We start from the raw sequence: 21,443 nt of genomic DNA, 5'->3' as shown, positions 1-21,443 counted from the left end.
TCATTGCCATGATCGATGGTAAGCACCCAGGGTGGTCTGGCTGCCTTCGGACAAACCGGCCAGCACCTGACGCCACTGGTCCTTGACCGTGAAGCGTTGCGGTGCCAGGCGATGGGCGTCGAGCGCGGCACGCCAGACCTGGGTGACCTGCTCGACATAGGCCGGGCTGCGCTGGCGGCCCTCGATCTTCACCGCCTCGACGCCCATGGCGGCGAGTTCCGGCAGCAGGTCGAGGGTGTCGAGGCTGGTGGGCTCTTCCAGGGCATGGAAGCGCTTGCCATCCACCAGGAAACGGCCCTTGCACAGGGTCGGGTAACCGGCCGGCTCGTCGGGTTGATAGCGGTCGATCAGCACTTCGCTCAGGCGTGCACTCAAGCCCTCGGCGTCTTCGCTCCAGCGCACCGCCTTGGCCGGCGAACAGACGCCGCACAGGTTCGGCGACTCGCCGGTGATGTACGACGACAGGTGGCAACGCCCTTCGGCCATGATGCACAGGCTGCCGAAGGCAAAGACCTCGATGGGCACCGTGCTGTTGGCTGCCACCTGGCGTACCTGGGCCAGCGACAGCACCCGTGGCAGCACGGCGCGGCGGATGTTGTAGTGCTGGGCGTAGAACGCCAGGGCGCTGGCGTTGGTGGCCGAGCCTTGCACCGAGAGGTGCAGGCTCAACTGCGGGTGGCGCTGGGCCGCATAGCCGAGCACACCCGGGTCGGCGGCGATCAGGGCATCGACACCATGGTCGGCGGCACGGTCGACCGCGCGCTGCCAGCGTTCCCAACCCTGGGGTTGCGGGTAGGTGTTGACCGCGACATAGAGCTTGCGTTGGTGTTGGCGGATATGGGCAACAGCGGCGTCGAACTGCTTGTCGTCCATGTTCAGCCCGGCGAAATGCCGGGCGTTGGTGTCGTCGCGAAAGCCGACGTAAACAGCATCGGCGCCTTGGCGCACCGCGGCTTTAAGCGCAGGCAGGTTGCCTGCCGGGCAGACCAGTTGCATGGGGTTTCCTCATCAAAGAAGCTGCTGCCATGCGCCTGCGATGCACAACACGAGCAGGCTCGGAGCAATCGAAAAAAGCGCTGCCAGTCTAGCCACAGTGCCCGGCAGGACCTTGACGGCAATCAAGGTCGCTCACTGCATCAGCTGCGCGAAAGAAAGGAACTGCACGTTGTCGTGCTTGTGCAGCTGTTGCTCGCATTCCACCACCGCCAGGCCATCGGCCCAGCAGGCGGCGCTGAGCATTGCCGAGCTTTGTTGTGGGTGCAGTTGTACGCTGGACTGGCCGTTGGCCTCGGGCAACAAGCGGGCCCGCAGGTACTGGCGGCGCTTGTTGCGTTGCAGCCAGTCGAAACCGGCTGGCAGCGCCAGCGGCCGGGGCAACACATCGCGCACGCCCTGGGCGCGCAACAGGAACGGCCGTACCACCACCAGCGCGGTAATCAGCGCCGCTGCCGGGTTGCCAGGCATGCCGATCCACGGCCGGCCCGCCACCTCGCCAAAAGCCAGAGGCTTGCCCGGCTGGATCGCCAGACGCCAGAAGTCGACACTGCCCAGGTCCTGGATGGCCTGCTTGAGGTGATCTTCCTCACCCACCGAGACGCCGCCGGAGGTCAGCAGCAGGTCGCATTCGGACGCGGCCAGATTCAGCGCGTGCTTGCTGGCCGCCAGTTCGTCGGCCATCACCCCGTAGTCGTGCACCTCCACGCCCCAGCCTTGCAGCAAGGCCATCAGGCAATAGCGGTTGCTGTTGTAGATCTGCCCCGGGGCCAGGGGTTGGCCGGGCTCGCGCAGTTCGTCGCCGCTGCTCAGCAAACCGACGCGCAAGGGCCGATGGACCTCGACCCAGGCCACGCCCGAAGCGGCCAGCAGGCCCAGCTCCTGGGCACGCAGGCGCTTGCCGGCCTGCAGCAACAGATGGCCTTCGCGCACCTCCTCGCCAGCCTTGCGCACGTGGTCGCCAAGGCCGGCGGCGGGTAGCCAGACCTGCTCGCCTTCCACCCGGCATAGCTCCTGGGGCGCTACCGTGTCGGCACCCGGCGGCAAGGGTGCACCGGTGAAGATCCGCACCGCCTGCCCAGGTTGCAACGCGGTGCTGGCCTGCTGGCCGGCGGCGATGCGCCCGGCCAGGCTCAGGCAACCGCCAGCAGCTGGCAGGTCGGCCACCCTGAAGGCAAAACCGTCCATGGCGCTGTTGTCCCAGCCCGGCAGACTGCGCGGGGCATGGATATCAACCGCCAGCACCCGGCCCAGGGCTTTGTCCAGCAACACCATCTGCGCAGCCGGTGGCGGTGGCGCCTGCTCGAGCAAATGGCGGATGGCCTGGTCGACCGGGATCAACTTGCCGCTGTCGCATACCCGCCCGCTCATGGCCGCGCCCCACAGGCCTCAATGGCCTGCCCGGCCTGGGCCTTGAGGTGCGGGGCGAAATTGCACGGGCCGGTACGGCTGTCGAGCTGGCTATGCAGGATTTGCGTCCAGGCGGTGCGACAGGCGCCGGGCGAACCCGGCACGCAGCACACCAGCACGCCATTGCTCATCCCCGCCAGGGCACGGGACTGCAGGCTGGACATGCCGATTTCGGCCAGCGACACCTGGCGGAACAACTCACCAAAGCCTTCGACGTGTTTATCCAGCAATGGCTGCACCGCTTGCGGGGTGTTGTCGCGGGCGGTAAAACCGGTGCCGCCGGTGGTCAGCACCACCTGTACCCTGGGGTCGGCGATCCAGCGCGAGAGGGTCGCGCGGATCTGGTAGATATCGTCCTTGACCAGGTCGCGCTCGACCAGCACATGCCCTGCTGCTTGCAGCAGGTCGATGAGGGTCTGGCCGGAGCTGTCGGTGTCGTAGGTGCGCGTGTCGCTGATGGTCAGCACGGCGATGTTCAGGGGTTCAAACGTGCGTTGTGCCAAATGGGCCATGGCCTGGGCTTCCCGTGAAAGGTGGATGGGCCCAAGCCTGAACCTAAAGCCTGGGCGAACCTATTCCTCCTTGGAGGTATCTCTTCGGGCTCACGGCGCCAGGCGCTGGCGCGTCCACTGCCCACCCTGGCGGCAGTAATCAAGACGGTCATGCAGGCGATCGGCGCGACCCTGCCAGAACTCCATGCGTTCAGGCCTCAGGCAATAGCCGCCCCAATGCTCGGGGCGACGCAGCGGCTGCTCGACGAAGCGGCGGATGGTCTGCGCCAGCAGCGCCTGCAGTTCGCCGCGGTCGGTCAACACCCGGCTTTGTGGTGAAGCCCAGGCGCCCAGGCGACTGGCTTCGGGACGCGAATCGAAGTAGGCATCGGATAACTGCGGATCGAGCCGCGTCACCGGCCCCTCAATTCGTACCTGGCGCTCCAGCCCCGGCCAGAAGAAGGTCATCGCCGCATAGGGGTTGGCCGCCAGTTCCTGGCCCTTGGCACTCTGGTAGTTGCCGAAGAAGGTAAAGCCCTGCTGGTCAAAGCCCTTGAGCAGCAGCACCCGGCAGTGCGGCCTGCCCAGGCTGTCGACGGTGGCCAGGTGCATGCTATTGGCCTCCACCGGCTCGCGCTCGGTCTCGCGGGCCTGTTGCAGCCACTGCGCAAACAGCGGCAGCGGTTCGAGCGGCGCCGCCTCCTCCTGCAGGCCACCGAGGGTGTAGTTACGGCGCATCTGGGCAAGGGACAGCGGCATGGCAGTGATCTCCTGGGAAGTTGTACGCAGTCTGTAAGCTGCGACACCGGCAGGCCTTGATCACCATCAACGCTCCGAGTGTTACTTGAGGCGCAAGCGCCTGGCCAGTTTGTGCAGGTTGCTCGGGTCGACCGCCAACAGCCGCGCGGCACTGGCCCAGTTATCCCCGCTCAGGCGCAGCGCCTGGGCAATGGCCTGGCGCTGGCAGGCATCGACGGCGTCGCTCAGGGAGGGATGCGCCAAGCTGGCGGCAACCGGTTGATCCGCCAGCGGCGCCACTGCCGGCGCGCTATCGAGGTCGAGCACCTCCGGCTCCAGGGTAATGATCAGGCTACGGCTGCCTTCGCGGCTCAATTGCTTGAGCGCGGCGCGGCTGATCACATGCTCAAGCTCACGCACGTTGCCCGGCCAGTGGTAGGCCAACAGCGCCCGCTCGGCCGCCGTCGACAGGCGCAAACCGCGCAGCCCCAGACGGGTGCGGTTGAGTTCGAGGAACTGCCCGGCAATCATCAACACATCGTTGCCGCGCTCGCGCAACGGTGGAATCGGTAGCGGGTACACCGACAGGCGATGGTAGAGGTCGGCGCGAAACAGGCCGTCGCGAATGCTGTCGGGCAAATGCCGGTTGGTCGCGGCGATGATGCGCACATCCACGTGCAGCGGCTTGTCGGCGCCCAGGCGCTGGATCTCGCCGTTTTGCAGGGTGCGCAACAGTTTGGCCTGTACGCTCAGGGGCAGCTCGCCGACTTCATCGAGAAACAACGTACCGCCATTGGCTGCATCGAAGCGCCCGGCGCGGTCGCTGCTGGCGCCGGAGAACGCGCCTTTGACATGGCCGAACAGCTCGCTCTCGGCCAGCGACTCGGGCAAGGCCGCGCAGTTGACCTGGATCAGCGGCTTGTGGCTGCGTCGCGACAGGCGATGCAGGCGGCGGGCGAACAGCTCCTTGCCGACCCCGGTCTCGCCCAGCAGCAATACCGGCAGATCGGCATCGGCCAGTACTTCAATCTCGTTGAGCAACTGCTGCAACACCGCACTGTGACCGAGGATCTCGCCCTCTTCCACAGGCCTGCGCAAGTCCTGGGGCTCGCTGCGCGACAGGCGCAGGCTGCGGTTCTCCTGCTCCAGGCGGGTGACCCGCAAGGCAGCCTCGATCTGCAGGGTGCAGCGCTTGAGTTCATCGCGGGCATCGCTGCCGAAGGTCCCGGCCTTAAGCGCATCGAGGGTGATCGCGCCCCAGACCTGGCCTTCCACGTAGAGGCTGACGCCCATGCAGTCGTGAACGACCAAGGGTTCGTGCAGCGCGGTCTCGAGCAGGCCATCGTAGGGGTCCGGCAGGCGGCTGTCGGGCTCGAACCAGGTCGGCTCGCGCGAGGCCATGATCGCTGCCAGGCGCGGATGCTGGGCGATCACGAAGCGCCTGCCGAGGGCTTCGTGGACCAGGCCGACACAGGCCAGCGGCCGCAGGCTGTCGCCTTCGAGCCGGAGCAGGCCGACGGCGCCGCAGTTGAAGTATTCGCGCAGCGTCTGCACCAGACGCTGCAAGCGCACGGCATTGGGCAGCTCGACGATCAGGTCGGCGGCAAGGCTTTCACGCAGCATGGTAGTCATCACCCTCTGTGGTTATCGCTACCCTGAGGTATTCGGGTGAATTTCACCACATCCACAGCAACGGCCCTTGATTTCGGGCAATTAAAGCTGGCATGGGCGATGCAATGGTCCTGGGGAACCTTTGCCAACAGACCAGGAGCCCTGATGAACCCGACACTCTCCCCGGCCGAACTGATTGCCTACATCCTCTCCCGCTACCACGACCGCCACCGCCAGCAGTTGCCGGAACTGATCCGCCTGGCCCGCCGTGTGGAGCAGGTCCACGGTGGCCATGACCATTGCCCCAACGGCCTGGCCGATCACCTGCAGGACATGCAGCAGGAACTTGAAGGGCACATGCTCAAGGAAGAACAGGTGCTGTTCCCCTTGCTGCAACGGGGCATGGGCCGCCAGGCCGGTGCGCCGATCCAGGTTATGCGTCTGGAGCATGATCAACATGGCCAGGCGCTGGAGCGCTTGAGCTTGCTGACCAACGAAATAACCGCGCCGGAGGGCGCCTGCAACACCTGGCGCACCCTGTACCGCGGGCTGGAGGAGTTTCGCGAGGATCTGCTGCAGCATATTCATCTGGAGAACGATGTGCTGTTCGTCAACGCACTGGCCTGATGGCTGGCCTTTGTGGGAGCTGGCCTTGCCCGCGGCCGTAATTCAGACGCCACTTGATGTGCTGGCTGTACCGGCCTCATCGCTGGCAAAGCCAGCTCCTACAAGTAGTGCCCGCCTTAGTACGGCGCAGGCTAGTGCCAATAGAACATCGCCTTGGCCAGGATCACGATCACCAGCATATGGCCAAGAATGCTGCAGCGGATCCAACGCGCCCGCCCCTGGCTCAAGCGTCCGCGTTTGAGCCAGAACGCCAGCAACAGGTAATGACCAATGATGCTCAGGGCCAGGACGATCTTCAGGCTCAGCAGGCTGGCAAAGCTGCTGGCCAACGGCTGGCTCAAGGCCGCGCGGTGATGCCAGGCCAGGCCAACACCGGCGCCATACAGCAGCAACACCACGCCATGCAGCACCTTGCGCGAACGCACCGACAGCGCCTGGTCGACCCCGGCCTGCGCCGCAACCGGCACATGCCGGCGCGCCGCTTGCCAGATGAGCACTTCGAAAAACAGCGTGCCGATAAAGGCGATGGCCGCCAGTAGATGAATCACCAACAAATACGGATACAACATCCTTCGCCTCCAGGCGCTTAACCAGGATGCCCGTCAACCCGGGCGCGCAGCAGCATCGGTGCATAGCGCCAGGTATACACGGCAAACGCCAGCACCCAGCACGCCCCGGCCAGCCACAAGCCCGCCATCGGCATCCACGGCACCAACAGCACCCGGCTGAGCGCAGCCAGGTTGAGCAGAGCGAACGCCAGGGTCATTCCCGCCGGCGGCTGCAACGCCCGCCCGGTATGACCCAGGCTGACCCGGGCAATCATCGCCAGGATCAACCCGGCCATGGCGCCGATAGTCAGGCAATGCACCGCCAGGCTCGGGTTCAACGGCACGCCGAAATGCCACAGGGCCATGCCCAGGCAGGCCAGGGCCAACCAGCCGTAGGCCAGGTGCAACGACCACAGCAGCGGCACCTGCCAAATCCCGCGATCGTGCCAGCGCCACAGGCGCACTACATGCCCGAGCGCCAGGGCGGCAAACAGCAGGCCGACCCCGGCATTGGCCGTCAGGGCAGGCCCTGCCGCATACAGCACCGCTACCAGCGCCGACCCCGCCAGCAACAGCCAGTCGAGCCAGGGCCAGGGCACTACCGCCTCGGTCCGACCCAAGCCGCGCTGGGTGAAGAACGGAATCACCCGCCCGCCAATCAGGCCCATCATCGCCGCCACCAGCCAGATGCCGCCGAGCACGCCCTGGCGCTGCCAGCCATCGTGGCCTTGCACCAGGCCATACACCGCCAGGCCATCGACCGCCGTCAACAACAGCAAGACCATCACTATCGGGTAGTTGCGCTTTTGCCGTACCTGCCACAGGGTGCTGCCCATCAACACCGCCACCAGCAACGGGAAGCCCAGTTCCAGCAGCGCCAGCAACGGCCAGGGCGCATTCGCCAGCCACGCCACCCGCCCGGCCAGCCACAGTAGCGCCAGGCCCGCCAGCGGCTTGCCACTCAGGCCCGGTTGCCCGGTCCAGGTCTGCACCGCCGTAAGCAAAAAGCCGGCGATAATCGCCAGGCCGAAACCGAACACCAGTTCATGCCGGTGCCAGGCCAGCCAACCGCCGGCCGGCTGCCAGGTGCCAAGGGCGCCGTTCAGCGCCGCCAGCCACAGCGGTATCGCCAACACTGCCAGCGCACAGCCAGCGAGGAACAACGGCCGGAACGCCAGGCGCAAGAGTGGCACGATGGCCAGCGCTTTACGGCGATCAAGTACTTGCATCAAGCCTCTCCTTACCTTGTTGCCGGGTCGTACTGAGCCCGGCCTCATCATCTGCCATCGGCAGGCTGCCACCCTTGTCGCACGTCAAGGCGCGCGGCGTGCAACGGCGTAGGCTGCCAATCGCTGTTGAATACGCCAGTGCAAGGGTTGTGCCCTGGCGTGATTGCGAGCTGAAGCAGGAGAAACAAGGGTAAAAATAACCCTGTAACGGTCAATTTCACCCAAGCGCCGTGGGTATTTTTCACCCTCAAGTATCAGCACGCCATACAACCCGGGGCTTGCCGCCTGGCCCGGCTCTTGCTCGACGCCTACATCCAGGTTCGAGCCCCACCCCTTTTCCGCTTGAGGATGAAATGCCATGGTGCTTCACCGCGTCCACCACCAGATCCTGCGTACTCACCACCTGTTCGAGCCCTTGAACGACGAGCAGCTCGATGAATTGATGGGCAGCAGCCAACTGCTCAGCGTCGACAAGGGCGAGCCGCTGTTCCGTCAGGGCGAGCCGGCCGAGGCGTTCTACTTCGTGATTGCCGGTGCGGTGAAGATCTACCGTTTGACCCCGGACGGCCAGGAGAAGGTCTTCGAAGTCATCGGCCCGCGGCAGACCTTCGCCGAAGCGATGATGCTGATGGACACGCCCAATTATGTCGCCTCGGCCGAAGCGGTCGGGCAAACGCAGCTCTATCGGCTCTCGACCAGCACCTACATGCGCCTGCTGCAGAGCAACAGCCGGCTGACCTTCGCCCTGCTCGGCAAGCTCTGTGTGCGCCTGCACCAGCGGGTCAATGAAATCGAGACGTTGTCGCTGAAAAATGCCACCCACCGGGTGGTGCGCTACCTGTTGGCGCAACTGATGCACGCCGAGCCGGTGCAGCGCCAGTTCGAACTGCCGATGGCCAAGCAACTGATAGCCGGCCACCTGTCGATCCAGCCGGAGACCTTTTCAAGGATCATCCGCCGCCTGATTGATGAAAAGATCATCACTCAGGACGGTCGGCGCATCGCCATTCTCGATCGGCCGCGGCTGGAGCAATTCGAATGAATGCCCTGCCGGTATGCCTGTACTGCGAACACACCAATCCCGCCAAGGCCAGCACCTGTGAGCACTGCGGCATGCCGCTGCCCGCTACCGCAGCATTGGCCGGTGCGCGACAACAGTTGCGCTTCCTGTGGTTCTGCATCGGCCTGACGCTGTTCTGTGTGGCAATGGTGTTCTGGTTGCCGCGCTAAGGCTGGGTCAACTGCCGATACAGCTGCGGCAAACGCTGCGGCAGTTGCTCAGGCTGGTGTATCAGGGCGTAGCCGTTGCTGCCGAACATGTACGGCAGGTAGGCACCGGCCTTGCGGTCGATGGTGATGCAAAAGGGTGTCAGGCCCAGGCGCCGGGCTTCACGCACCGCTTCGCGGGTGTCTTCAACGCCATATCGGCCTTCGTAAAGGTCCAGGTCATTGGGCTTGCCATCGCTGAGCAGCAGCAACAGCTTGCGCTGTCGCTTACGGCCACCAAGCACGTGGCTTGCCTGGCGAATCGCAGCGCCCATGCGCGTGTAGTAACCCGGTTTGAGCCCCTGGATCTTGCCGCGCGTGACATCGTCATAGCGCTGATCGAACGCTTTGAGTTGCTGCATGCGCACCTGCTGGCGACGCAACGAAGAAAACCCGTACAGGGCAAACTCATCCCCCAGCGTCGACAGGGTTTCGCCGAACAGCAGCAGGCTGTCGCGGATCACGTCGATCACCCGCTGCTCATCGTTCAAGTGGGCGTCGGTGGACATCGATACATCGGCCAGCAACAGGCAGGCAAGATCGCGGCGAACGCGGCGCTGCTCCAGGAACAGGCCACGCTCGGCGCATTGCCCATGCACACGTTCGACATGAAAATCCAGCCAGGCCTGCAGGTCAGGTTCGCTGCCCTGGGGCTGCTGACGCAACCACTGGCGATCCGTGCGCAGGTGCTCGAACTGCCGGCGCAGGCGCCGTGCCGGGCCTTGCAGCCGCGCTGGCAGCGGTTGGGGCATGCAATCACGCGGTTCGAGCAACTGCAGGTTGACGAAACCGGCTTGCAGGCGGCCTTGGCGATAGTCCCATTCCGGCAACTTGATGCCTGCACCCAGGGGGATGTCGTCGACGTCCGCCGGCGGCAGGTCCAGGTGCAGTTTCAGGCCACCACCCTTGCGGATACGGGTGCGCGACAGGGTCAATTGATCGAGGTCTTCGGCCACCCGGGCAGCGTCCGGGTCCTGGCTATCGTCCTCCCAGCGGTCGAGGTCGACGTGTTCGGTCCAACTGAACAGGTTCTCCAGGCGCACGATCAACAGGCCGCCCTTGGCCGGGCTGTCATCGACACGGCTGGCGCGTTTGCGTCCGCCCTGCTGCTGGCCGGGGGTGTTGGGCAGCTCGTTTTGCGCGTCTTCAAGGTCACCCGCCTGAGGGCTGGCAAGGTGCAGCGGCGGATACAACCACAGCGGCAGCGGCCAGGCCGCCCGTTCACTGCGCGGAAACACCTCGACGCTGCCCGGCTCGCGCAGGGCCTGGCGCAAGGCGCGTTCAAGCAGCGCAGCATCCGGGCTTAGCGAGGCCGGATCCGGGCGCAGTTGCAGGTGCGCATCGACCAGCCGTTGGTAGCGGCTCGCCAACCCCGGAAAGCGTTGCAGCAGCTCACGCGTCCAGCGCTGGTTGTCCCGCCCCCAGTGGCGCATCGGCCCCGATTGCGCCGCGAGCAAGGCCAGCCAGCGATACAGCTCTTCGTTCAAGGCAGCGTCGGGGAACACTGCCAGGTGCGCCGGCAAGCGCACGTTGTGCGCGTCACACCAGGCCAGCGGCGCCTGCTTGCAGGTGCCGGCGATCTGCTGCAACAGGCTGCGGCGCAGCAGCAGGTCACGCTCGCTGGCGGCCTCCACACCGATGCCGCCCGCCCCGCCCATGGCCCTGAACAACAGCGCCAGGCGCCGTTGCCTGGGGGCCAGTTCGACCCGTGCCTCGGGGAAATCGACACTCGCCCGGCGGGTAATGAAACGATGCCAGAGACTGCCGACCCATTCTTCCAATTCGACCGTGAAGGCCATGCTGCCTCCTGTGTACAACGCAGAAAGCGGCCCGCTGCATCAGCCGGGCCGCAGGTGTTCAAACACTAATGCCGTTCACGAAGGCACTACCCTGGCCGGTGCGCGCAAGGCGGCGCGGCCACGCTGGCGAAAACTCAGCAGGTAGCACAACAGCCCCGCGAGAAAGCCCACGCCGCTGACCAGCCGCGCCCAGAACAGCCCGCGCAACTGATCGGTGGTGGACATGAACGGCAAGGCGCTGCCGTCTTCAGCCCAGCGCTGCAACAGCACCTGGACCACGCCGGCGGCGGTGAGCAGCAAGGTGATCATCACCATCGACAGGGTCATCAGCCAGAAGCCCCACACCTCAAGGGTCTGCGAGCGCTCATCGGCGGCCTCGCCGAGCCCGCGCAGGCGCGGCATGGCATAGCTGATCAAGGTCATGACGATCATTGCGTAGGCGCCGTAGAAGGCCAGGTGGCCATGGGCGGCGGTGAGCTGGGTACCATGGGTGTAGTAGTTGACCGGCGCCAGGGTGTGCAGGAAACCCCAGACGCCGGCGCCGAAGAACGCCGTGACCGTGGTGCCCTTGGCCCACAGGGTGGCGGCGCGGTTGGGGTGCTGGCGGCGGCGGTTTTTCACCATGCTGAAGGCGAACATGACCATGGCCAGGAACGGCAGCGGCTCCAGTGCCGAGAAGATCGAGCCGACCCACAGCCACACCTCGGGCGCACCGATCCAGAAGAAGTGGTGGCCGGTACCGATGATGCCGGTAATCAACGCCATGGCGATGATCACATACAGCCATTTTTCCACCACCTCGCGGTCAACCCCGGTGATCTTGATCAGCACGAAGGCCAGCATCGAGCCCATGATCAGCTCCCACACGCCCTCGACCCAAAGATGCACCACCCACCACCAGTAGAATTTGTCGCGGGCAAGGTTGCCGGGGTTGTAGAAGGAGAACAGGAAGAACACCGCAAGGCCGATCAGGCCGGTCATCATCACCATGCTCACGGTGGTCTTGCGGCCTTTGAGCAGGGTCATGCCGATGTTGTAGAGAAAGCCCAGGCAGACCACGACGATGCCCAGCTTGGTGATGGTCGGCTGCTCGAGGAACTCGCGGCCCATGGTCGGCAGCAGCTCGTTGTGGGTCAGCCGCGCAAGGCCGGCATAGGGCACCAGCAGATAGCCGAGGATGGTCAGCACACCGGCGGCGGCGAACACCCAGAACAGCAGGATCGCCAGCCTTGGGCTGTGCAGCTCGCGGTCGGCTTCTTCCGGCACCAGGTAATACGCCGCGCCCATGAAGCCGAACAGCAGCCAGACGATCAGCAGGTTGGTGTGCACCATGCGCGCCACGTTGAACGGAATGGCCGGGAACAGGAAGTCCCCGATCACGTATTGCAGGCCCATGATCAAACCGAACAGCACCTGGCCGAGGAACAGGATCAGGGCGAACACGAAGTAGGGTTTGGCAACGGCCTGGGAGGCAAATTTAAGATGCGGATTGGCAACGTTCATCACTCAGCCCTCCTGGTTTGGCGGCCAGCCATTGGTGTTGATGTTCGAGCTCCATTTGAGGAATTCGGCGATGTCGTCGACTTCCTGTTCGCTCAGGTTGAACTGCGGCATGGCCCGGCGGCCGGGCACGCCCAGCGGCTGCATCTTCATCCAGGCATGCATGAACGGCTTGAAGCCTTCTTCGCCGCCACGGCGCTTGAACACATTGCCCAGCTCCGGCGCAAAGTACGCGCCCTCGCCCAGCAGCGTGTGGCAGCCGACGCAGTTGTTCTGCTCCCAGACCGTCTTGCCGCGCACCACCGCATCGGTCAACTGCGCGGCGTTGCTGCGTTCGGGAAAGGTCTGTTCGGTGTGGTAGGTCAAAGCCAGGAATATCAGGAAGAAGAACACGCTTCCCCCGAAATAGATGTTCCTGGCCATGCCCTTGGTGAAGGTCTCTGACATGGTCGCTTCCTCATTGCTTGGCCTGGCCATGATAGAAAGCGCGGGGTAAAAACCTGCTTGATGGCGATCAAGAAACGCCGATGGTTTTACTCAGGTATTAGCGGCCAGGCTCAGGCCCACCAGCGCGGCCAACACCAGGGCCCAGCTCAGCAGCAACCAGCGCCAGCGCTGCGGACCGTGGCGCAGTTCCATGAAGCCATCGGTGATCAACCAGGCCTTGGCCACCGCCAGCAGCAGGATCAGCGCGCCCTGGCCGAGCATCACCGTGCCCAGGCTCAGGCATGTCAAGGCAAGCCAGCACAGCAGCAGGAATATCGATGTCGGCATGCGCCCTCCTCACCCGAGCAGGTAAACCAGCGGGAACAGCAACACCCAGACCAGATCGACCATGTGCCAGTACAGCACCCCGGATTCAAAGCCGCTGCAGGTGCCCGGGCCAAGGCTGCGACGCCAGGCCATCTGCGCCAGCCAGGCCAGGATCAGCATGCCGAGCAGGACATGGAGAAAGTGAAAGCCGGTGAGGATCCAGTACAAGGTGAAGAAAGTGTTGTGCTCGATGCCCAGCCCGGCGCCGAGCAAGTGGCGGTATTCGCCGAGCTTGAGCGCCACATAGACACTGGCCACCAGCAAGGCGGCCAGCAGCAACACTGCCGCCCGCCGCGACCGGTGCTTGCGCACCTGCACCTGGGCCAGCGCCGCCAGCAGCCCGGCGCTGAGCAGGCTCAGGGTCATCGCCAGGCCGGTGGAGCTGTCGAGCAAGGCGCGGCTGGTGGCAAACAGCTGCGGCTTGAGTTGCCGGGTCACGGCAAAGGCCAGGATCAGGATGGCGAACACCGAAAGCTCGGCGAGGATGAACAGCCACATCGCCAGGTCGCCCGGCAGTTGCCGGGGCATTGGCTCAAGGGAAGTGGACATCGACCACGTCCATCAACGCCGCGACCGTCAGCGGGTCATCGGTGAGCGGCTCGGCCAGGCAGGCCAGGCACGCTTCTCGCGGGTGCATGCCGGCAGCGATCATGCGCGCGGTAAAAATCAGCAGGCGGGTCGAGGCCACCTCTTCCAGGTCGTGTTGGTCCAGGCGGCGCAGCGCCTGGCCGAGCTTGACGATCTGGTTGGCCAGGGCGCCATCGACCCCGGCCTCACGGCGTACGATGTGCGCTTCTTCGGCTGCGGGCAGGTAGTCGAAGCGCATCGCCACGAAGCGCTGGCGGGTGCTGGGCTTCATACCCTTGAGCAGGTTCTGGTAGCCGGGGTTATAGGACACCACCAGCATGAACGACGGCGGCGCCTGCAACACTTCGCCGGTGCGTTCGAGAAACAGCTCGCGGCGGCCATCGGCCAGCGGGTGCAACACCACCACCGTGTCCTGACGCGCCTCGACCACTTCGTCGAGGTAGCAGATGCCGCCTTCGCGCACCGCACGGGTCAGCGGGCCGTCCTGCCACCAGGTGCCTTGGGCGCCGATCAGGTGGCGGCCGACCAGGTCGGCGGCGCTGAGGTCATCGTGGCAGGCCACGGTGTGCAGCGGCAGGTGCAGGCACTGGGCCATGTGCTGGACGAAGCGGGTCTTGCCACAGCCGGTGGGGCCTTTGATCAGCACCGGCATGCCGTGGCGCCAGGCCTGTTCGAACAATGCCCGTTCGTTGCCGTGCGCTTGATAGAAGGGTTCGCAGCGAGGTTCTGTGAGGTCCATGGCTTACCTGGGTAGACAGCGGGTTCGACCACCACGCTAAGAGCCCCTGCGACAACCTGGCAAGCACCATGGCCGGCAAACTTGATCGCCGTCAAGCGGTCCGCAGCCTGCTCCGGCATAGCCTTTCCCGGCACCAAGAACCTGCGCTCTGTCCTGGCGTTCCAGCACATCGCAAAGGTCTAGCCTGAGGAGAGAAGGAATGCTGATCAGTAATCGAAAAACCTTTGCCCTGAGCCTCGCCAGCCTCTGTTCGGCGCTGGCGCTGGCGTTGCCCACCAGCGTCGGCGCCGAGCAGAAAAGCGCTGCCGCGCAACCGGCCATGGTCACCACGGCCGGCGCGCCGGACATGACCCAGGCCGATTTCGATGCCGCCAAGGAGATCTACTTCCAGCGCTGCGCCGGTTGTCATGGCGTGCTGCGCAAGGGCGCCACCGGCAAGCCGCTGACCCCGGACATCACCCAGGCCCGCGGCCAGGCCTACCTGGAAGCGCTGATCAGCTATGGCTCGCCAGCCGGTATGCCGAACTGGGGCACCTCCAACGCGCTGACCAAGGCGCAGATCACCAGCATGGCCCAGTTCATCCAGCACACCCCGCCAACGCCGCCGGAGTGGGGCATGGCCGAAACCCGCAACACCTGGAAGCTGCTGGTCAAGCCCGAAGACCGCCCTACCCGCCAGCTGAGTACGCTCAACCTGCAGAACCTGTTCTCGGTGACCCTGCGCGATGACGGCAAGATCGCCCTGATCGATGGCGACAGCAAGCAGATCGTCAAGCTCATCGAGACCGGCTACGCCGTGCACATCTCGCGGATCTCGGCGTCCGGCCGTTACCTGCTGGTGATCGGCCGCGACGCGCGCATCGACATGATCGACCTGTGGCCCAAAGAGCCGACCAAGGTCGCCGAGATCAAGGTCGGCATCGAGGCGCGCTCGGTGGAGACCTCCAAGTTCAAGGGCTTCGAAGACAAGTACACCATCGCCGGTTCCTACTGGCCGCCGCAGTTCACCATCATGGACGGCGAGACCCTGGAGCCCAAGCAGATCGTCTCGACCCGCGGCATGACCGTCGACAAGCAGGAGTACCACCCCGAGCCACGAGTGGCGGCGATCATCGCCTCCCACGAATGGCCGGAGTTCATCGTCAACGTCAAGGAAACCGGCAAGGTCATGCTGGTCAACTACGAAGACATCAAGAACCTCACCATCACCAGCATCGACGCGGCGCCGTTCCTGCATGACGGCGGCTGGGACAGCAGCCACCGCTACTTCATGACGGCGGCCAACAACGCCAACAAGGTCGCGGTGATCGACTCCAAGGAGCGCCGCCTGACTGCCCTGGTCGACGTCGGCAAGACTCCGCACCCCGGCCGTGGCGCCAACTTCGTGCACCCGCAGTTCGGCCCGGTGTGGGCCACCAGCCACCTGGGCGATGCCGGCATCTCGATGATCGGCACCGACCCGCTCAAGCACCCGCAGTACGCCTGGAAACAGGTCGGCTCGCTCAAGGGCCAGGGCGGCGGCTCGCTGTTCATCAAGACCCACCCCGACTCGCGCCACCTGTACGTCGATACCACCCTCAACCCGGACGCCAAGCTCAGCCAGTCGGTGGCGGTGTTCGACATCGACAAGCTCGACGCCGGCTACAAGGTGCTGCCGATCGCCGAGTACTCGGGGATCAAGCAAGGCGCCCTGCGCGTGGTTCAGCCCGAATACAACAAGGCCGGTGACGAGGTGTGGTTCTCGGTATGGAACGGCCAGACCGAAGAGTCGGCGCTGGTGGTGATCGACGACAAGACCCTGGCGCTCAAGCAGGTGATCAAGGACAAGCGGCTGATCACGCCAACCGGCAAGTTCAATGTCTACAACACCCAACACGACATTTATTGAGCTTCATCAACGCAAGGAGTCGTCATGAAAAATACCCTGCTGTCACTGTGCACCCTGGCCGCTGCGTTGAGCCTGCAAACGGCCCTGGCCGATGACGGGCTGGCGCTGTTCCAGAGCAAGTCCTGCGTTGCCTGCCATGCCGTCGACGCCAAGCTGGTAGGCCCGGCGCTCAAGGACGTGGCGGCCAAGAACGCCGGCGTCAGTGGCGCCGCCGACACCCTGGCCAGCCATATCAAGAACGGTACCCAAGGCAACTGGGGGCCGATCCCGATGCCGGCCAATGCGGTCAGTGATGATGAAGCAAAACAGTTGGCCAACTGGGTCTTGAGCCTCAAGTAACCCACCCAAGGAGGGCGTCATGAAAACTCACCGTGCTGTTATGTGCCTGGCGGCCCTCCTGCTCTGCCCCCCCGTTTTCAGCGCGCCTGACGCCCTGCGCCAGGCGCAGCTCAAACACCTGCTGGCCCAGGACTGCGGCGCCTGCCATGGCCTGCACCTGACCGGCGGCCTGGGCCCGGAACTGACCCCGGCGGCCCTGGCCGGCAAACCCCGTGACGGCCTGATCGCCACCGTGCGCCTGGGCCGCCCCGGCACCGCCATGCCCGCCTGGGAGGCGCTGTTGAGCGCCGACGACATCGGTTGGCTGGTCGATCACCTTGTGCAAGGAGCCCCCGCCCCATGATCCGACGCGTACTGATACCCGCCACCTGCGCACTGCTGGTGTCCGCCTGTACCCAGGCGCCGCCGCGCGGCAGTGGCGACCTGGGCCTGGTGGTGGAGCGCGCCAGCGGTAGCGTGCAAATCATCGAAAGCACCGCGGGCAAGGCCCTGGCGCGGATCGACGGGCTGGGCGATTTGTCCCATGCCTCGGCGGTGTTTTCCCGCGATCAACGTTATGCCTACGTGTTCGGCCGCGACGGCGGCCTGAGCAAGCTCGACCTGCTCGAACAACGCATCGACAAACGCCTGATCCAGGGCGGCAACAGCATCGGCGGTGCGATCAGCCAGGACGGCAAGCTGATCGCGGTGTCCAACTATGTGCCCGGCGGGGTCAAGGTCTTCGATGCGCACAGCCTGGAACTGGTCGCGGACATTCCCGCCACCCTGCTCGCCGACGGTAAAAAACGCTCGCGGGTGGTCGGCCTGGTGGACGCGCCCGGCCAGCGCTTCGTGTTCAGCCTGTTCGACAGCGGCGAGATCTGGAGTGCCGATTTCAGCCAGGGCAACACGCCGAAGATCACCCGCTTTGCCAATATCGGCCAGCAGCCCTACGACGCGCTGATCAGCGCCGATGGCCGCTATTACATGGCCGGCCTGTTCGGCGAAGACGGCATGGCCCAGCTTGACCTCTGGCACCCTGAGCGCGGGGTCAAGCGCGTGCTCGGCGACTATGGTCGCGGCCAGGAAAAACTGCCGGTGTACAAGATGCCGCACCTGGAAGGCTGGGCGCTGGCCGACAACCAGGCCTTCGTCCCGGCGGTGGGACGCCATCAGGTACTGGTGATGGATGCCCGCACCTGGCAGCAGACCGCCGCTATCGCCGTCGCCGGGCAACCGGTGTTTGTCACCGCGCGCCCGGACGGACGCCAGCTGTGGGTCAACTTTGCCTACCCGGACAACGACCGGGTGCAGGTCATCGATACCGAGAGCCACGCCCTGGTCGCCGACCTCAAGCCAGGCCCCGCCGTGCTGCACATGGAGTTCACCGCCCGCGGCGACCAGCTGTGGCTGTCGGTACGTGACGGCAACCAGGTGCAGGTCTGGGACCCGTACAGCCTCAAGCGCCTCGCCACCCTGCCGGCCGCGGCCCCCAGTGGCATCTTCTTTAGCAGCCGCGCCCAGCAGATGGGGTACTGAGATGCCGCTACTCGCCCTTGAACAGCGCCTGATCGAACGTTTCCAGCATGGCATGCCGATCTGCGCCGAGCCCTACCTTGAGATGGCCCAGGTGCTGGACTGCAGCGAAGCGCAGGTGATTGCCTGCCTGCAGCAGATGGCCGAGCGCGGCAGCCTGTCGCGCATCGGCCCGGTGTTCGATCACCACCGCGCCGGCGCCAGCACCCTGGCTGCCTTGGCCGTGCCTGCCGAACGCCTGCAACAGGTGGCCGAACGCGTCAGCCAGTACCCCGAGGTCAACCACAACTATGCCCGCGAGCATCACTACAACCTCTGGTTCGTGCTGACCGGGCCGGACCGCCCGCACCTGCAGCGGGTGCTCGACGAACTGGAAGCCGACACCGGCCTGACCCCGCTGGACCTGCCGATGCTCACCGCCTACCGCATCGACCTGGGCTTCGCCCTGGGAGACGCACCATGAGTTGCCCGCTCGATTCCACGCAGCGCCTGGCCCTGCGACGGTTGCTCGAAAGCGGCCTGCCGTTGCTGCCCCGGCCTTACCAGGCCCTGGCGCAGCAGATCGGTGCCCAAGAGCAGCAGGTATTGGCGCAGCTCGACCAATGGCAGCAGCAAGGCCTGTTCCGCCGCCTGGGCCTGGTGCTCAATCACCGCGCCCTGGGCTTTACCGCCAACGCCATGCTGGTGCTGGACATCCCCGATGCGCTGATCGACGAAGTCGGCCAGCGCCTGGGGCGCGAGCCGCAGGTCAGCCTCTGCTACCAGCGGCCGCGGCGCTTGCCGCAGTGGCGCTACAACCTGTTCTGCATGGTTCATGGCCGCCAGCGCGAGCGGGTCGAGGCGCAGATCGCAGGGTTGCTCGAACGGCACCAGCTCAGCGACCTGCCCTATCAACTGCTGTTCAGCACCCAGGCGTTCAAACAATGCGGCGGCCGCTTCGCCCCTGTTGGAGCCCGCCCCCATGGATGAACTCGACCGTCGCCTGATCAACCGCCTGCAACTGGGCCTGCCGCTGGTGCCTCAGCCCTGGCAGGTGCTGGCCGAGGAGCTGGGCAGCAGCAGCGAGCAGCTGCGCGAACGCCTGCAACGCCTGCTCGACGACGGCACCCTGACCCGCTTTGGGCCGATGTTCGACATCGAGCGCCTGGGTGGTGCCTTTACCCTGGCGGCGCTGAAGGTCCCCGAGGCGCGCTTCGAGGCCGTCGCCGCGGTACTTGCGGCCATGCCTGAAGTCGCCCACAACTACCGACGCGAACACCCCTGGAACATGTGGTTCGTGCTCGGCTGCGCCAGCCTCGAAGCCCTCAACGACGCGCTACGGCGCATCGAACAGGGCACCGGCCTGACCCCGCTGAACCTGCCCAAGGAGCAGACTTACCATGTCGGCTTGTACTTCCCGGTCTGAACAGGCCCTGGCCCTGCGCCTGGTGGAACTGACCCAGGCCGGCCTGCCGCTGGTCGACGACCCATGGGTCTGGCTGGCCGAACAGTTACAGCTGAGCGTCGAGGCGACCCTGGCGCTGCTCAAGCGCCTGCAGGCCGACGGCGCCATCCGCCGTATCGCTGCGGTGCCCAACCACTACCGCCTGGGCTATTGCTGTAACGGCATGACCGTCTGGGATGTCGACGATTCGCAGATGCCCCGCCTGGGCCGGCTGATCGGTGCCCAGCCCTTCGTCAGCCACTGCTACCGGCGCCCGCGCAGCGGCGACTGGCGCTACAACCTGTTCGCCATGGTCCATGGCCGCAGCAGCGCTGAAATCAACAGCTACCGCGAGCACCTGCGCTACCTGCTGGGCGATGCCTGCCGGGCCGACGACATGCTGGTGAGCAGCCGCATTCTGAAAAAAACCGGTTTACGCCTACCCACCGGCCCCTGAACCAAGGAGCGTTGCATGTTGAGGATCAGCCACTACCTGCGCACCCTGGCCGGCCACAGCCCGGCCCCTCGTACCAGCCCGGCGGGCAGCACGCGCCCGCCGGTGGTGATCTGGAATCTTCTGCGCCGTTGCAACCTGACGTGCAAGCACTGCTACGCCACCTCGGCCGACAGCGCGTTTCGCGACGAGCTGGACACCGAAGCGGCCCTGCAGGTAATCGACGACCTGGCCGAGGCCGGGGTCAAGGTGCTGATCCTCTCCGGCGGCGAGCCGCTGCTGCGCGGCGACCTGTTCCTGCTCAGCGCCCATGCCCGCGACAAAGGCATGTTCGTCGCCCTGTCGAGCAACGGCACGCTGATCGATGAAGGCAACATTGCCCAGGTGCGCGCGGCCCGCTTCGATTACGTCGGCATCAGCATCGATGGCCTTGAGGCCACCCACGATGCCTTTCGCCAGCTCAACGGCAGCTTCGCCCGTTCACTGAAGGCTATGCGCCTGTGCCGCGAACACGGTATTCGGGTCGGCATGCGCACCACCCTGACCCAGGACAACCACGCGCAATTGCCGCAGCTGCTGGCGTTGATGCGCGACTGTGACGTGCACAAGTTTTACCTCTCGCACCTGAACTACAGCGGCCGCGGCAAGCGCAGCCGCAAGCTCGACGCACTGCAGCAGATGAGCCGCGAGGCGATGAACCTGCTGTTCGACCAGGCCTGGGATGATATCCAGCACGGGCGCGACAGCGACTTCGTCAGCGGCAACAACGATGCCGATGCCATCCTCTTGCTGCAATGGACCGCGCGTCGCCTGCCCGAACACTACGCGCAACTGGAACAGATGCTGCGCGCCTGGGGCGGCAATGCCTCAGGCTGCGCCATCGCCAATATCGACAACACCGGCGAGGTGCACCCCGACACCTACTGGTGGCAGCACTCGGTGGGCAATGTACGCCGCACGCCGTTCCGCACCCTGTGGCTGGAACAGCCCGACCCTCTGCTGCTGCGCCTGCGCGAGCATCCCCGGGCGGTGACCGGGCGCTGCGCCGCCTGCCGCTGGCTGAGCATCTGCAACGGCAACACCCGCACCCGCGCCTGGGCCGCCGGTGACCTCTGGGGCCAGGACCCCGGCTGCCACCTGAGCGATGAAGAAATCGGCCTGCCGCCGCCCTCCTGCATTCCTTGCGTCACGCATTGACAACCTGACCGGGCAAGCCGCCGACACAGGCGACAACCCGGCGCCCCTGATGATGGATCAAGGAACGCCCTCATGCATTGTGCCTCCGTTCTACCTGCCGCCCTGCACTCGCCCTTCAACCCCGGGGAAGTCGCCCTGGTCGGCGCCGGGCCCGGTGACCCGCGCCTGCTTACCCTGCGCGCCTGGAGCCTGCTGATGCAGGCCGATGCCGTGGTGTACGACCGGCTGATCAGCGGCGAACTGCTGGCGCTGATCCCTACCGCCTGCAGCCGCCA

25 protein-coding genes and 2 pseudogenes are annotated in these 21,443 nt (G+C 65.4%); 13 read left to right on the top strand and 14 right to left on the bottom strand.

Annotation, left to right across the window (positions count from 1 at the left end; translation table 11 throughout):
* The 5 genes from ubiU to norR form a co-directional block, all read right to left on the bottom strand.
* Positions 1 to 996, bottom strand: coding sequence for a ubiquinone anaerobic biosynthesis protein UbiU (ubiU, locus tag UW3_RS0108560; RefSeq protein WP_010221935.1), 996 nt, complete (start codon positions 994 to 996; stop codon positions 1 to 3).
* A 132-nt stretch (positions 997 to 1,128) separates the two neighbouring features.
* Entirely contained in the window at positions 1,129 to 2,364 is a 1,236-nt protein-coding gene (locus UW3_RS0108555) for a molybdopterin molybdotransferase MoeA (RefSeq protein WP_010221933.1), read from the bottom strand.
* Positions 2,361 to 2,915, bottom strand: a complete 555-nt coding sequence (gene moaB / locus UW3_RS0108550) for a molybdenum cofactor biosynthesis protein B (protein WP_010221932.1) — start codon at positions 2,913 to 2,915, stop codon at positions 2,361 to 2,363. Before moaB ends, UW3_RS0108555 begins: the two co-directional genes overlap by 4 nt.
* A 90-nt stretch (positions 2,916 to 3,005) precedes the next feature.
* On the bottom strand, positions 3,006 to 3,653 hold the full coding sequence (pdxH, locus tag UW3_RS0108545) for a pyridoxamine 5'-phosphate oxidase (protein ID WP_010221930.1): 648 nt from the start codon (positions 3,651 to 3,653) through the stop codon (positions 3,006 to 3,008).
* 81 nt (positions 3,654 to 3,734) lie between these two features.
* Complete coding sequence (norR, locus tag UW3_RS0108540) at positions 3,735 to 5,255, bottom strand: nitric oxide reductase transcriptional regulator NorR (protein WP_010221929.1); 1,521 nt, start codon at positions 5,253 to 5,255, stop codon at positions 3,735 to 3,737.
* 174 nt (positions 5,256 to 5,429) lie between these two features.
* Between norR and UW3_RS0108535 the strand changes: the two are divergent.
* A pseudogene (locus UW3_RS0108535) lies at positions 5,430 to 5,870 on the top strand (hemerythrin domain-containing protein); the annotation flags it as partial.
* A gap of 131 nt (positions 5,871 to 6,001) precedes the next feature.
* Here the strand turns inward: UW3_RS0108535 and UW3_RS0108530 are convergent.
* The 3 genes from UW3_RS0108530 to UW3_RS28655 all read right to left on the bottom strand — a co-directional run bounded on the left by UW3_RS0108530 (position 6,002) and on the right by UW3_RS28655 (position 8,007).
* Positions 6,002 to 6,439: a CopD family copper resistance protein gene (locus tag UW3_RS0108530; protein ID WP_010221927.1), complete on the bottom strand. Its 438-nt coding sequence runs from the start codon at positions 6,437 to 6,439 to the stop codon at positions 6,002 to 6,004.
* 17 nt (positions 6,440 to 6,456) lie between these two features.
* A complete protein-coding gene (locus UW3_RS0108525; RefSeq protein ID WP_010221926.1) occupies positions 6,457 to 7,647 on the bottom strand; it encodes an NnrS family protein in 1,191 nt (396 codons plus the stop codon).
* A gap of 84 nt (positions 7,648 to 7,731) precedes the next feature.
* Positions 7,732 to 8,007, bottom strand: a complete 276-nt coding sequence (locus UW3_RS28655; RefSeq protein ID WP_145997604.1) for a hypothetical protein — start codon at positions 8,005 to 8,007, stop codon at positions 7,732 to 7,734.
* On the opposite strand from UW3_RS28655, the gene UW3_RS0108520 reads away from it, so the two are divergent.
* Positions 8,006 to 8,689 carry a Crp/Fnr family transcriptional regulator gene (locus UW3_RS0108520; RefSeq protein WP_010221925.1) on the top strand — a complete coding sequence of 228 codons (684 nt, stop codon included), beginning with the start codon at positions 8,006 to 8,008 and terminating at the stop codon, positions 8,687 to 8,689. The genes UW3_RS28655 and UW3_RS0108520 overlap by 2 nt on opposite strands.
* Positions 8,686 to 8,877 carry a hypothetical protein gene (locus UW3_RS0108515; RefSeq protein ID WP_010221924.1) on the top strand — a complete coding sequence of 64 codons (192 nt, stop codon included), beginning with the start codon at positions 8,686 to 8,688 and terminating at the stop codon, positions 8,875 to 8,877. Before UW3_RS0108520 ends, UW3_RS0108515 begins: the two co-directional genes overlap by 4 nt.
* Here UW3_RS0108515 and UW3_RS0108510 read toward each other — a convergent pair.
* The 6 genes from UW3_RS0108510 to UW3_RS0108485 form a co-directional block, all read right to left on the bottom strand.
* Positions 8,874 to 10,712 carry a nitric oxide reductase activation protein NorD gene (locus UW3_RS0108510; protein WP_010221923.1) on the bottom strand — a complete coding sequence of 613 codons (1,839 nt, stop codon included), beginning with the start codon at positions 10,710 to 10,712 and terminating at the stop codon, positions 8,874 to 8,876. The two genes, UW3_RS0108515 and UW3_RS0108510, sit on opposite strands and share 4 nt — an antisense overlap.
* A 75-nt stretch (positions 10,713 to 10,787) precedes the next feature.
* The gene (locus UW3_RS0108505; protein WP_010221922.1) at positions 10,788 to 12,215 is read right to left on the bottom strand and encodes a cbb3-type cytochrome c oxidase subunit I; all 1,428 of its coding nucleotides are present in this window, start codon (positions 12,213 to 12,215) and stop codon (positions 10,788 to 10,790) included.
* A gap of 3 nt (positions 12,216 to 12,218) precedes the next feature.
* The gene (locus UW3_RS0108500) at positions 12,219 to 12,659 is read right to left on the bottom strand and encodes a c-type cytochrome (protein ID WP_010221921.1); all 441 of its coding nucleotides are present in this window, start codon (positions 12,657 to 12,659) and stop codon (positions 12,219 to 12,221) included.
* A 90-nt stretch (positions 12,660 to 12,749) separates the two neighbouring features.
* A complete protein-coding gene (locus tag UW3_RS0108495) occupies positions 12,750 to 12,986 on the bottom strand; it encodes a cytochrome C oxidase subunit IV family protein (RefSeq protein WP_010221920.1) in 237 nt (78 codons plus the stop codon).
* A gap of 9 nt (positions 12,987 to 12,995) precedes the next feature.
* Positions 12,996 to 13,574 carry a cytochrome c oxidase subunit 3 gene (locus tag UW3_RS0108490; protein ID WP_026001241.1) on the bottom strand — a complete coding sequence of 193 codons (579 nt, stop codon included), beginning with the start codon at positions 13,572 to 13,574 and terminating at the stop codon, positions 12,996 to 12,998.
* Positions 13,558 to 14,352 (bottom strand): CbbQ/NirQ/NorQ/GpvN family protein, encoded by a 795-nt coding sequence (locus UW3_RS0108485; protein ID WP_010221918.1) that lies wholly within the window; start codon positions 14,350 to 14,352, stop codon positions 13,558 to 13,560. The genes UW3_RS0108490 and UW3_RS0108485 overlap by 17 nt, the downstream gene beginning before the upstream one ends.
* Before the next feature lie 199 nt (positions 14,353 to 14,551).
* On the opposite strand from UW3_RS0108485, the gene UW3_RS0108480 reads away from it, so the two are divergent.
* The 10 genes and pseudogenes from UW3_RS0108480 to UW3_RS29375 all read left to right on the top strand — a co-directional run.
* A complete protein-coding gene (locus tag UW3_RS0108480) occupies positions 14,552 to 16,240 on the top strand; it encodes a nitrite reductase (RefSeq protein ID WP_010221917.1) in 1,689 nt (562 codons plus the stop codon).
* Between the two features lie 24 nt (positions 16,241 to 16,264).
* Positions 16,265 to 16,579 carry a c-type cytochrome gene (locus tag UW3_RS0108475; RefSeq protein WP_010221916.1) on the top strand — a complete coding sequence of 105 codons (315 nt, stop codon included), beginning with the start codon at positions 16,265 to 16,267 and terminating at the stop codon, positions 16,577 to 16,579.
* A gap of 19 nt (positions 16,580 to 16,598) precedes the next feature.
* On the top strand, positions 16,599 to 16,922 hold the full coding sequence (locus UW3_RS0108470) for a c-type cytochrome (protein ID WP_010221915.1): 324 nt from the start codon (positions 16,599 to 16,601) through the stop codon (positions 16,920 to 16,922).
* Positions 16,919 to 18,097 (top strand): cytochrome D1 domain-containing protein, encoded by a 1,179-nt coding sequence (locus tag UW3_RS0108465; protein ID WP_010221914.1) that lies wholly within the window; start codon positions 16,919 to 16,921, stop codon positions 18,095 to 18,097. Before UW3_RS0108470 ends, UW3_RS0108465 begins: the two co-directional genes overlap by 4 nt.
* Position 18,098: 1 nt before the next feature.
* Positions 18,099 to 18,557, top strand: a complete 459-nt coding sequence (locus UW3_RS0108460; protein WP_010221913.1) for an Lrp/AsnC family transcriptional regulator — start codon at positions 18,099 to 18,101, stop codon at positions 18,555 to 18,557.
* Positions 18,554 to 19,063 (top strand): siroheme decarboxylase subunit beta, encoded by a 510-nt coding sequence (gene ahbB, locus UW3_RS0108455; RefSeq protein ID WP_010221912.1) that lies wholly within the window; start codon positions 18,554 to 18,556, stop codon positions 19,061 to 19,063. Before UW3_RS0108460 ends, ahbB (UW3_RS0108455) begins: the two co-directional genes overlap by 4 nt.
* Entirely contained in the window at positions 19,056 to 19,499 is a 444-nt protein-coding gene (locus UW3_RS0108450) for an Lrp/AsnC family transcriptional regulator (protein ID WP_010221911.1), read from the top strand. The genes ahbB (UW3_RS0108455) and UW3_RS0108450 overlap by 8 nt, the downstream gene beginning before the upstream one ends.
* Positions 19,474 to 19,974, top strand: coding sequence for a siroheme decarboxylase subunit beta (gene ahbB / locus UW3_RS0108445; protein ID WP_010221910.1), 501 nt, complete (start codon positions 19,474 to 19,476; stop codon positions 19,972 to 19,974). Before UW3_RS0108450 ends, ahbB (UW3_RS0108445) begins: the two co-directional genes overlap by 26 nt.
* Positions 19,975 to 19,989: 15 nt before the next feature.
* Positions 19,990 to 21,168 (top strand): heme d1 biosynthesis radical SAM protein NirJ, encoded by a 1,179-nt coding sequence (gene nirJ / locus UW3_RS0108440; protein WP_010221909.1) that lies wholly within the window; start codon positions 19,990 to 19,992, stop codon positions 21,166 to 21,168.
* A gap of 72 nt (positions 21,169 to 21,240) precedes the next feature.
* Positions 21,241 to 21,443: pseudogene (locus UW3_RS29375) on the top strand (SAM-dependent methyltransferase); the annotation flags it as partial.

The organism is Pseudomonas donghuensis (assembly GCF_000259195.1).
GTDB lineage: Bacteria > Pseudomonadota > Gammaproteobacteria > Pseudomonadales > Pseudomonadaceae > Aquipseudomonas > Aquipseudomonas donghuensis.
This window is presented reverse-complemented; position numbering and strand designations above follow the sequence as displayed.

Bases quoted from the DNA above. Each gene is read 5' to 3' on its own strand.
- norR (WP_010221929.1), bottom strand. From the start codon at position 5,255: ATGCTGCGTGAAAGCCTTGCCGCCGACCTGATCGTCGAGCTGCCCAAT.
- UW3_RS0108555 (WP_010221933.1), bottom strand. From the start codon at position 2,364: ATGAGCGGGCGGGTATGCGACAGCGGCAAGTTGATCCCGGTCGACCAG.
- UW3_RS0108495 (WP_010221920.1), bottom strand. From the start codon at position 12,986: ATGCCGACATCGATATTCCTGCTGCTGTGCTGGCTTGCCTTGACATGC.
- pdxH (WP_010221930.1), bottom strand. From the start codon at position 3,653: ATGCCGCTGTCCCTTGCCCAGATGCGCCGTAACTACACCCTCGGTGGC.
- UW3_RS0108500 (WP_010221921.1), bottom strand. From the start codon at position 12,659: ATGTCAGAGACCTTCACCAAGGGCATGGCCAGGAACATCTATTTCGGG.
- UW3_RS0108475 (WP_010221916.1), top strand. From the start codon at position 16,265: ATGAAAAATACCCTGCTGTCACTGTGCACCCTGGCCGCTGCGTTGAGC.
- UW3_RS0108515 (WP_010221924.1), top strand. From the start codon at position 8,686: ATGAATGCCCTGCCGGTATGCCTGTACTGCGAACACACCAATCCCGCC.
- UW3_RS0108525 (WP_010221926.1), bottom strand. From the start codon at position 7,647: ATGCAAGTACTTGATCGCCGTAAAGCGCTGGCCATCGTGCCACTCTTG.
- moaB (WP_010221932.1), bottom strand. From the start codon at position 2,915: ATGGCCCATTTGGCACAACGCACGTTTGAACCCCTGAACATCGCCGTG.
- ubiU (WP_010221935.1), bottom strand. From the start codon at position 996: ATGCAACTGGTCTGCCCGGCAGGCAACCTGCCTGCGCTTAAAGCCGCG.
- UW3_RS0108465 (WP_010221914.1), top strand. From the start codon at position 16,919: ATGATCCGACGCGTACTGATACCCGCCACCTGCGCACTGCTGGTGTCC.
- UW3_RS0108490 (WP_026001241.1), bottom strand. From the start codon at position 13,574: ATGTCCACTTCCCTTGAGCCAATGCCCCGGCAACTGCCGGGCGACCTG.
- UW3_RS0108510 (WP_010221923.1), bottom strand. From the start codon at position 10,712: ATGGCCTTCACGGTCGAATTGGAAGAATGGGTCGGCAGTCTCTGGCAT.
- nirJ (WP_010221909.1), top strand. From the start codon at position 19,990: ATGTTGAGGATCAGCCACTACCTGCGCACCCTGGCCGGCCACAGCCCG.
- UW3_RS0108485 (WP_010221918.1), bottom strand. From the start codon at position 14,352: ATGGACCTCACAGAACCTCGCTGCGAACCCTTCTATCAAGCGCACGGC.
- UW3_RS0108480 (WP_010221917.1), top strand. From the start codon at position 14,552: ATGCTGATCAGTAATCGAAAAACCTTTGCCCTGAGCCTCGCCAGCCTC.
- ahbB (WP_010221912.1), top strand. From the start codon at position 18,554: ATGAGTTGCCCGCTCGATTCCACGCAGCGCCTGGCCCTGCGACGGTTG.
- ahbB (WP_010221910.1), top strand. From the start codon at position 19,474: ATGTCGGCTTGTACTTCCCGGTCTGAACAGGCCCTGGCCCTGCGCCTG.
- UW3_RS28655 (WP_145997604.1), bottom strand. From the start codon at position 8,007: ATGGCATTTCATCCTCAAGCGGAAAAGGGGTGGGGCTCGAACCTGGAT.
- UW3_RS0108530 (WP_010221927.1), bottom strand. From the start codon at position 6,439: ATGTTGTATCCGTATTTGTTGGTGATTCATCTACTGGCGGCCATCGCC.
- UW3_RS0108460 (WP_010221913.1), top strand. From the start codon at position 18,099: ATGCCGCTACTCGCCCTTGAACAGCGCCTGATCGAACGTTTCCAGCAT.
- UW3_RS0108505 (WP_010221922.1), bottom strand. From the start codon at position 12,215: ATGAACGTTGCCAATCCGCATCTTAAATTTGCCTCCCAGGCCGTTGCC.
- UW3_RS0108470 (WP_010221915.1), top strand. From the start codon at position 16,599: ATGAAAACTCACCGTGCTGTTATGTGCCTGGCGGCCCTCCTGCTCTGC.
- UW3_RS0108520 (WP_010221925.1), top strand. From the start codon at position 8,006: ATGGTGCTTCACCGCGTCCACCACCAGATCCTGCGTACTCACCACCTG.
- UW3_RS0108450 (WP_010221911.1), top strand. From the start codon at position 19,056: ATGGATGAACTCGACCGTCGCCTGATCAACCGCCTGCAACTGGGCCTG.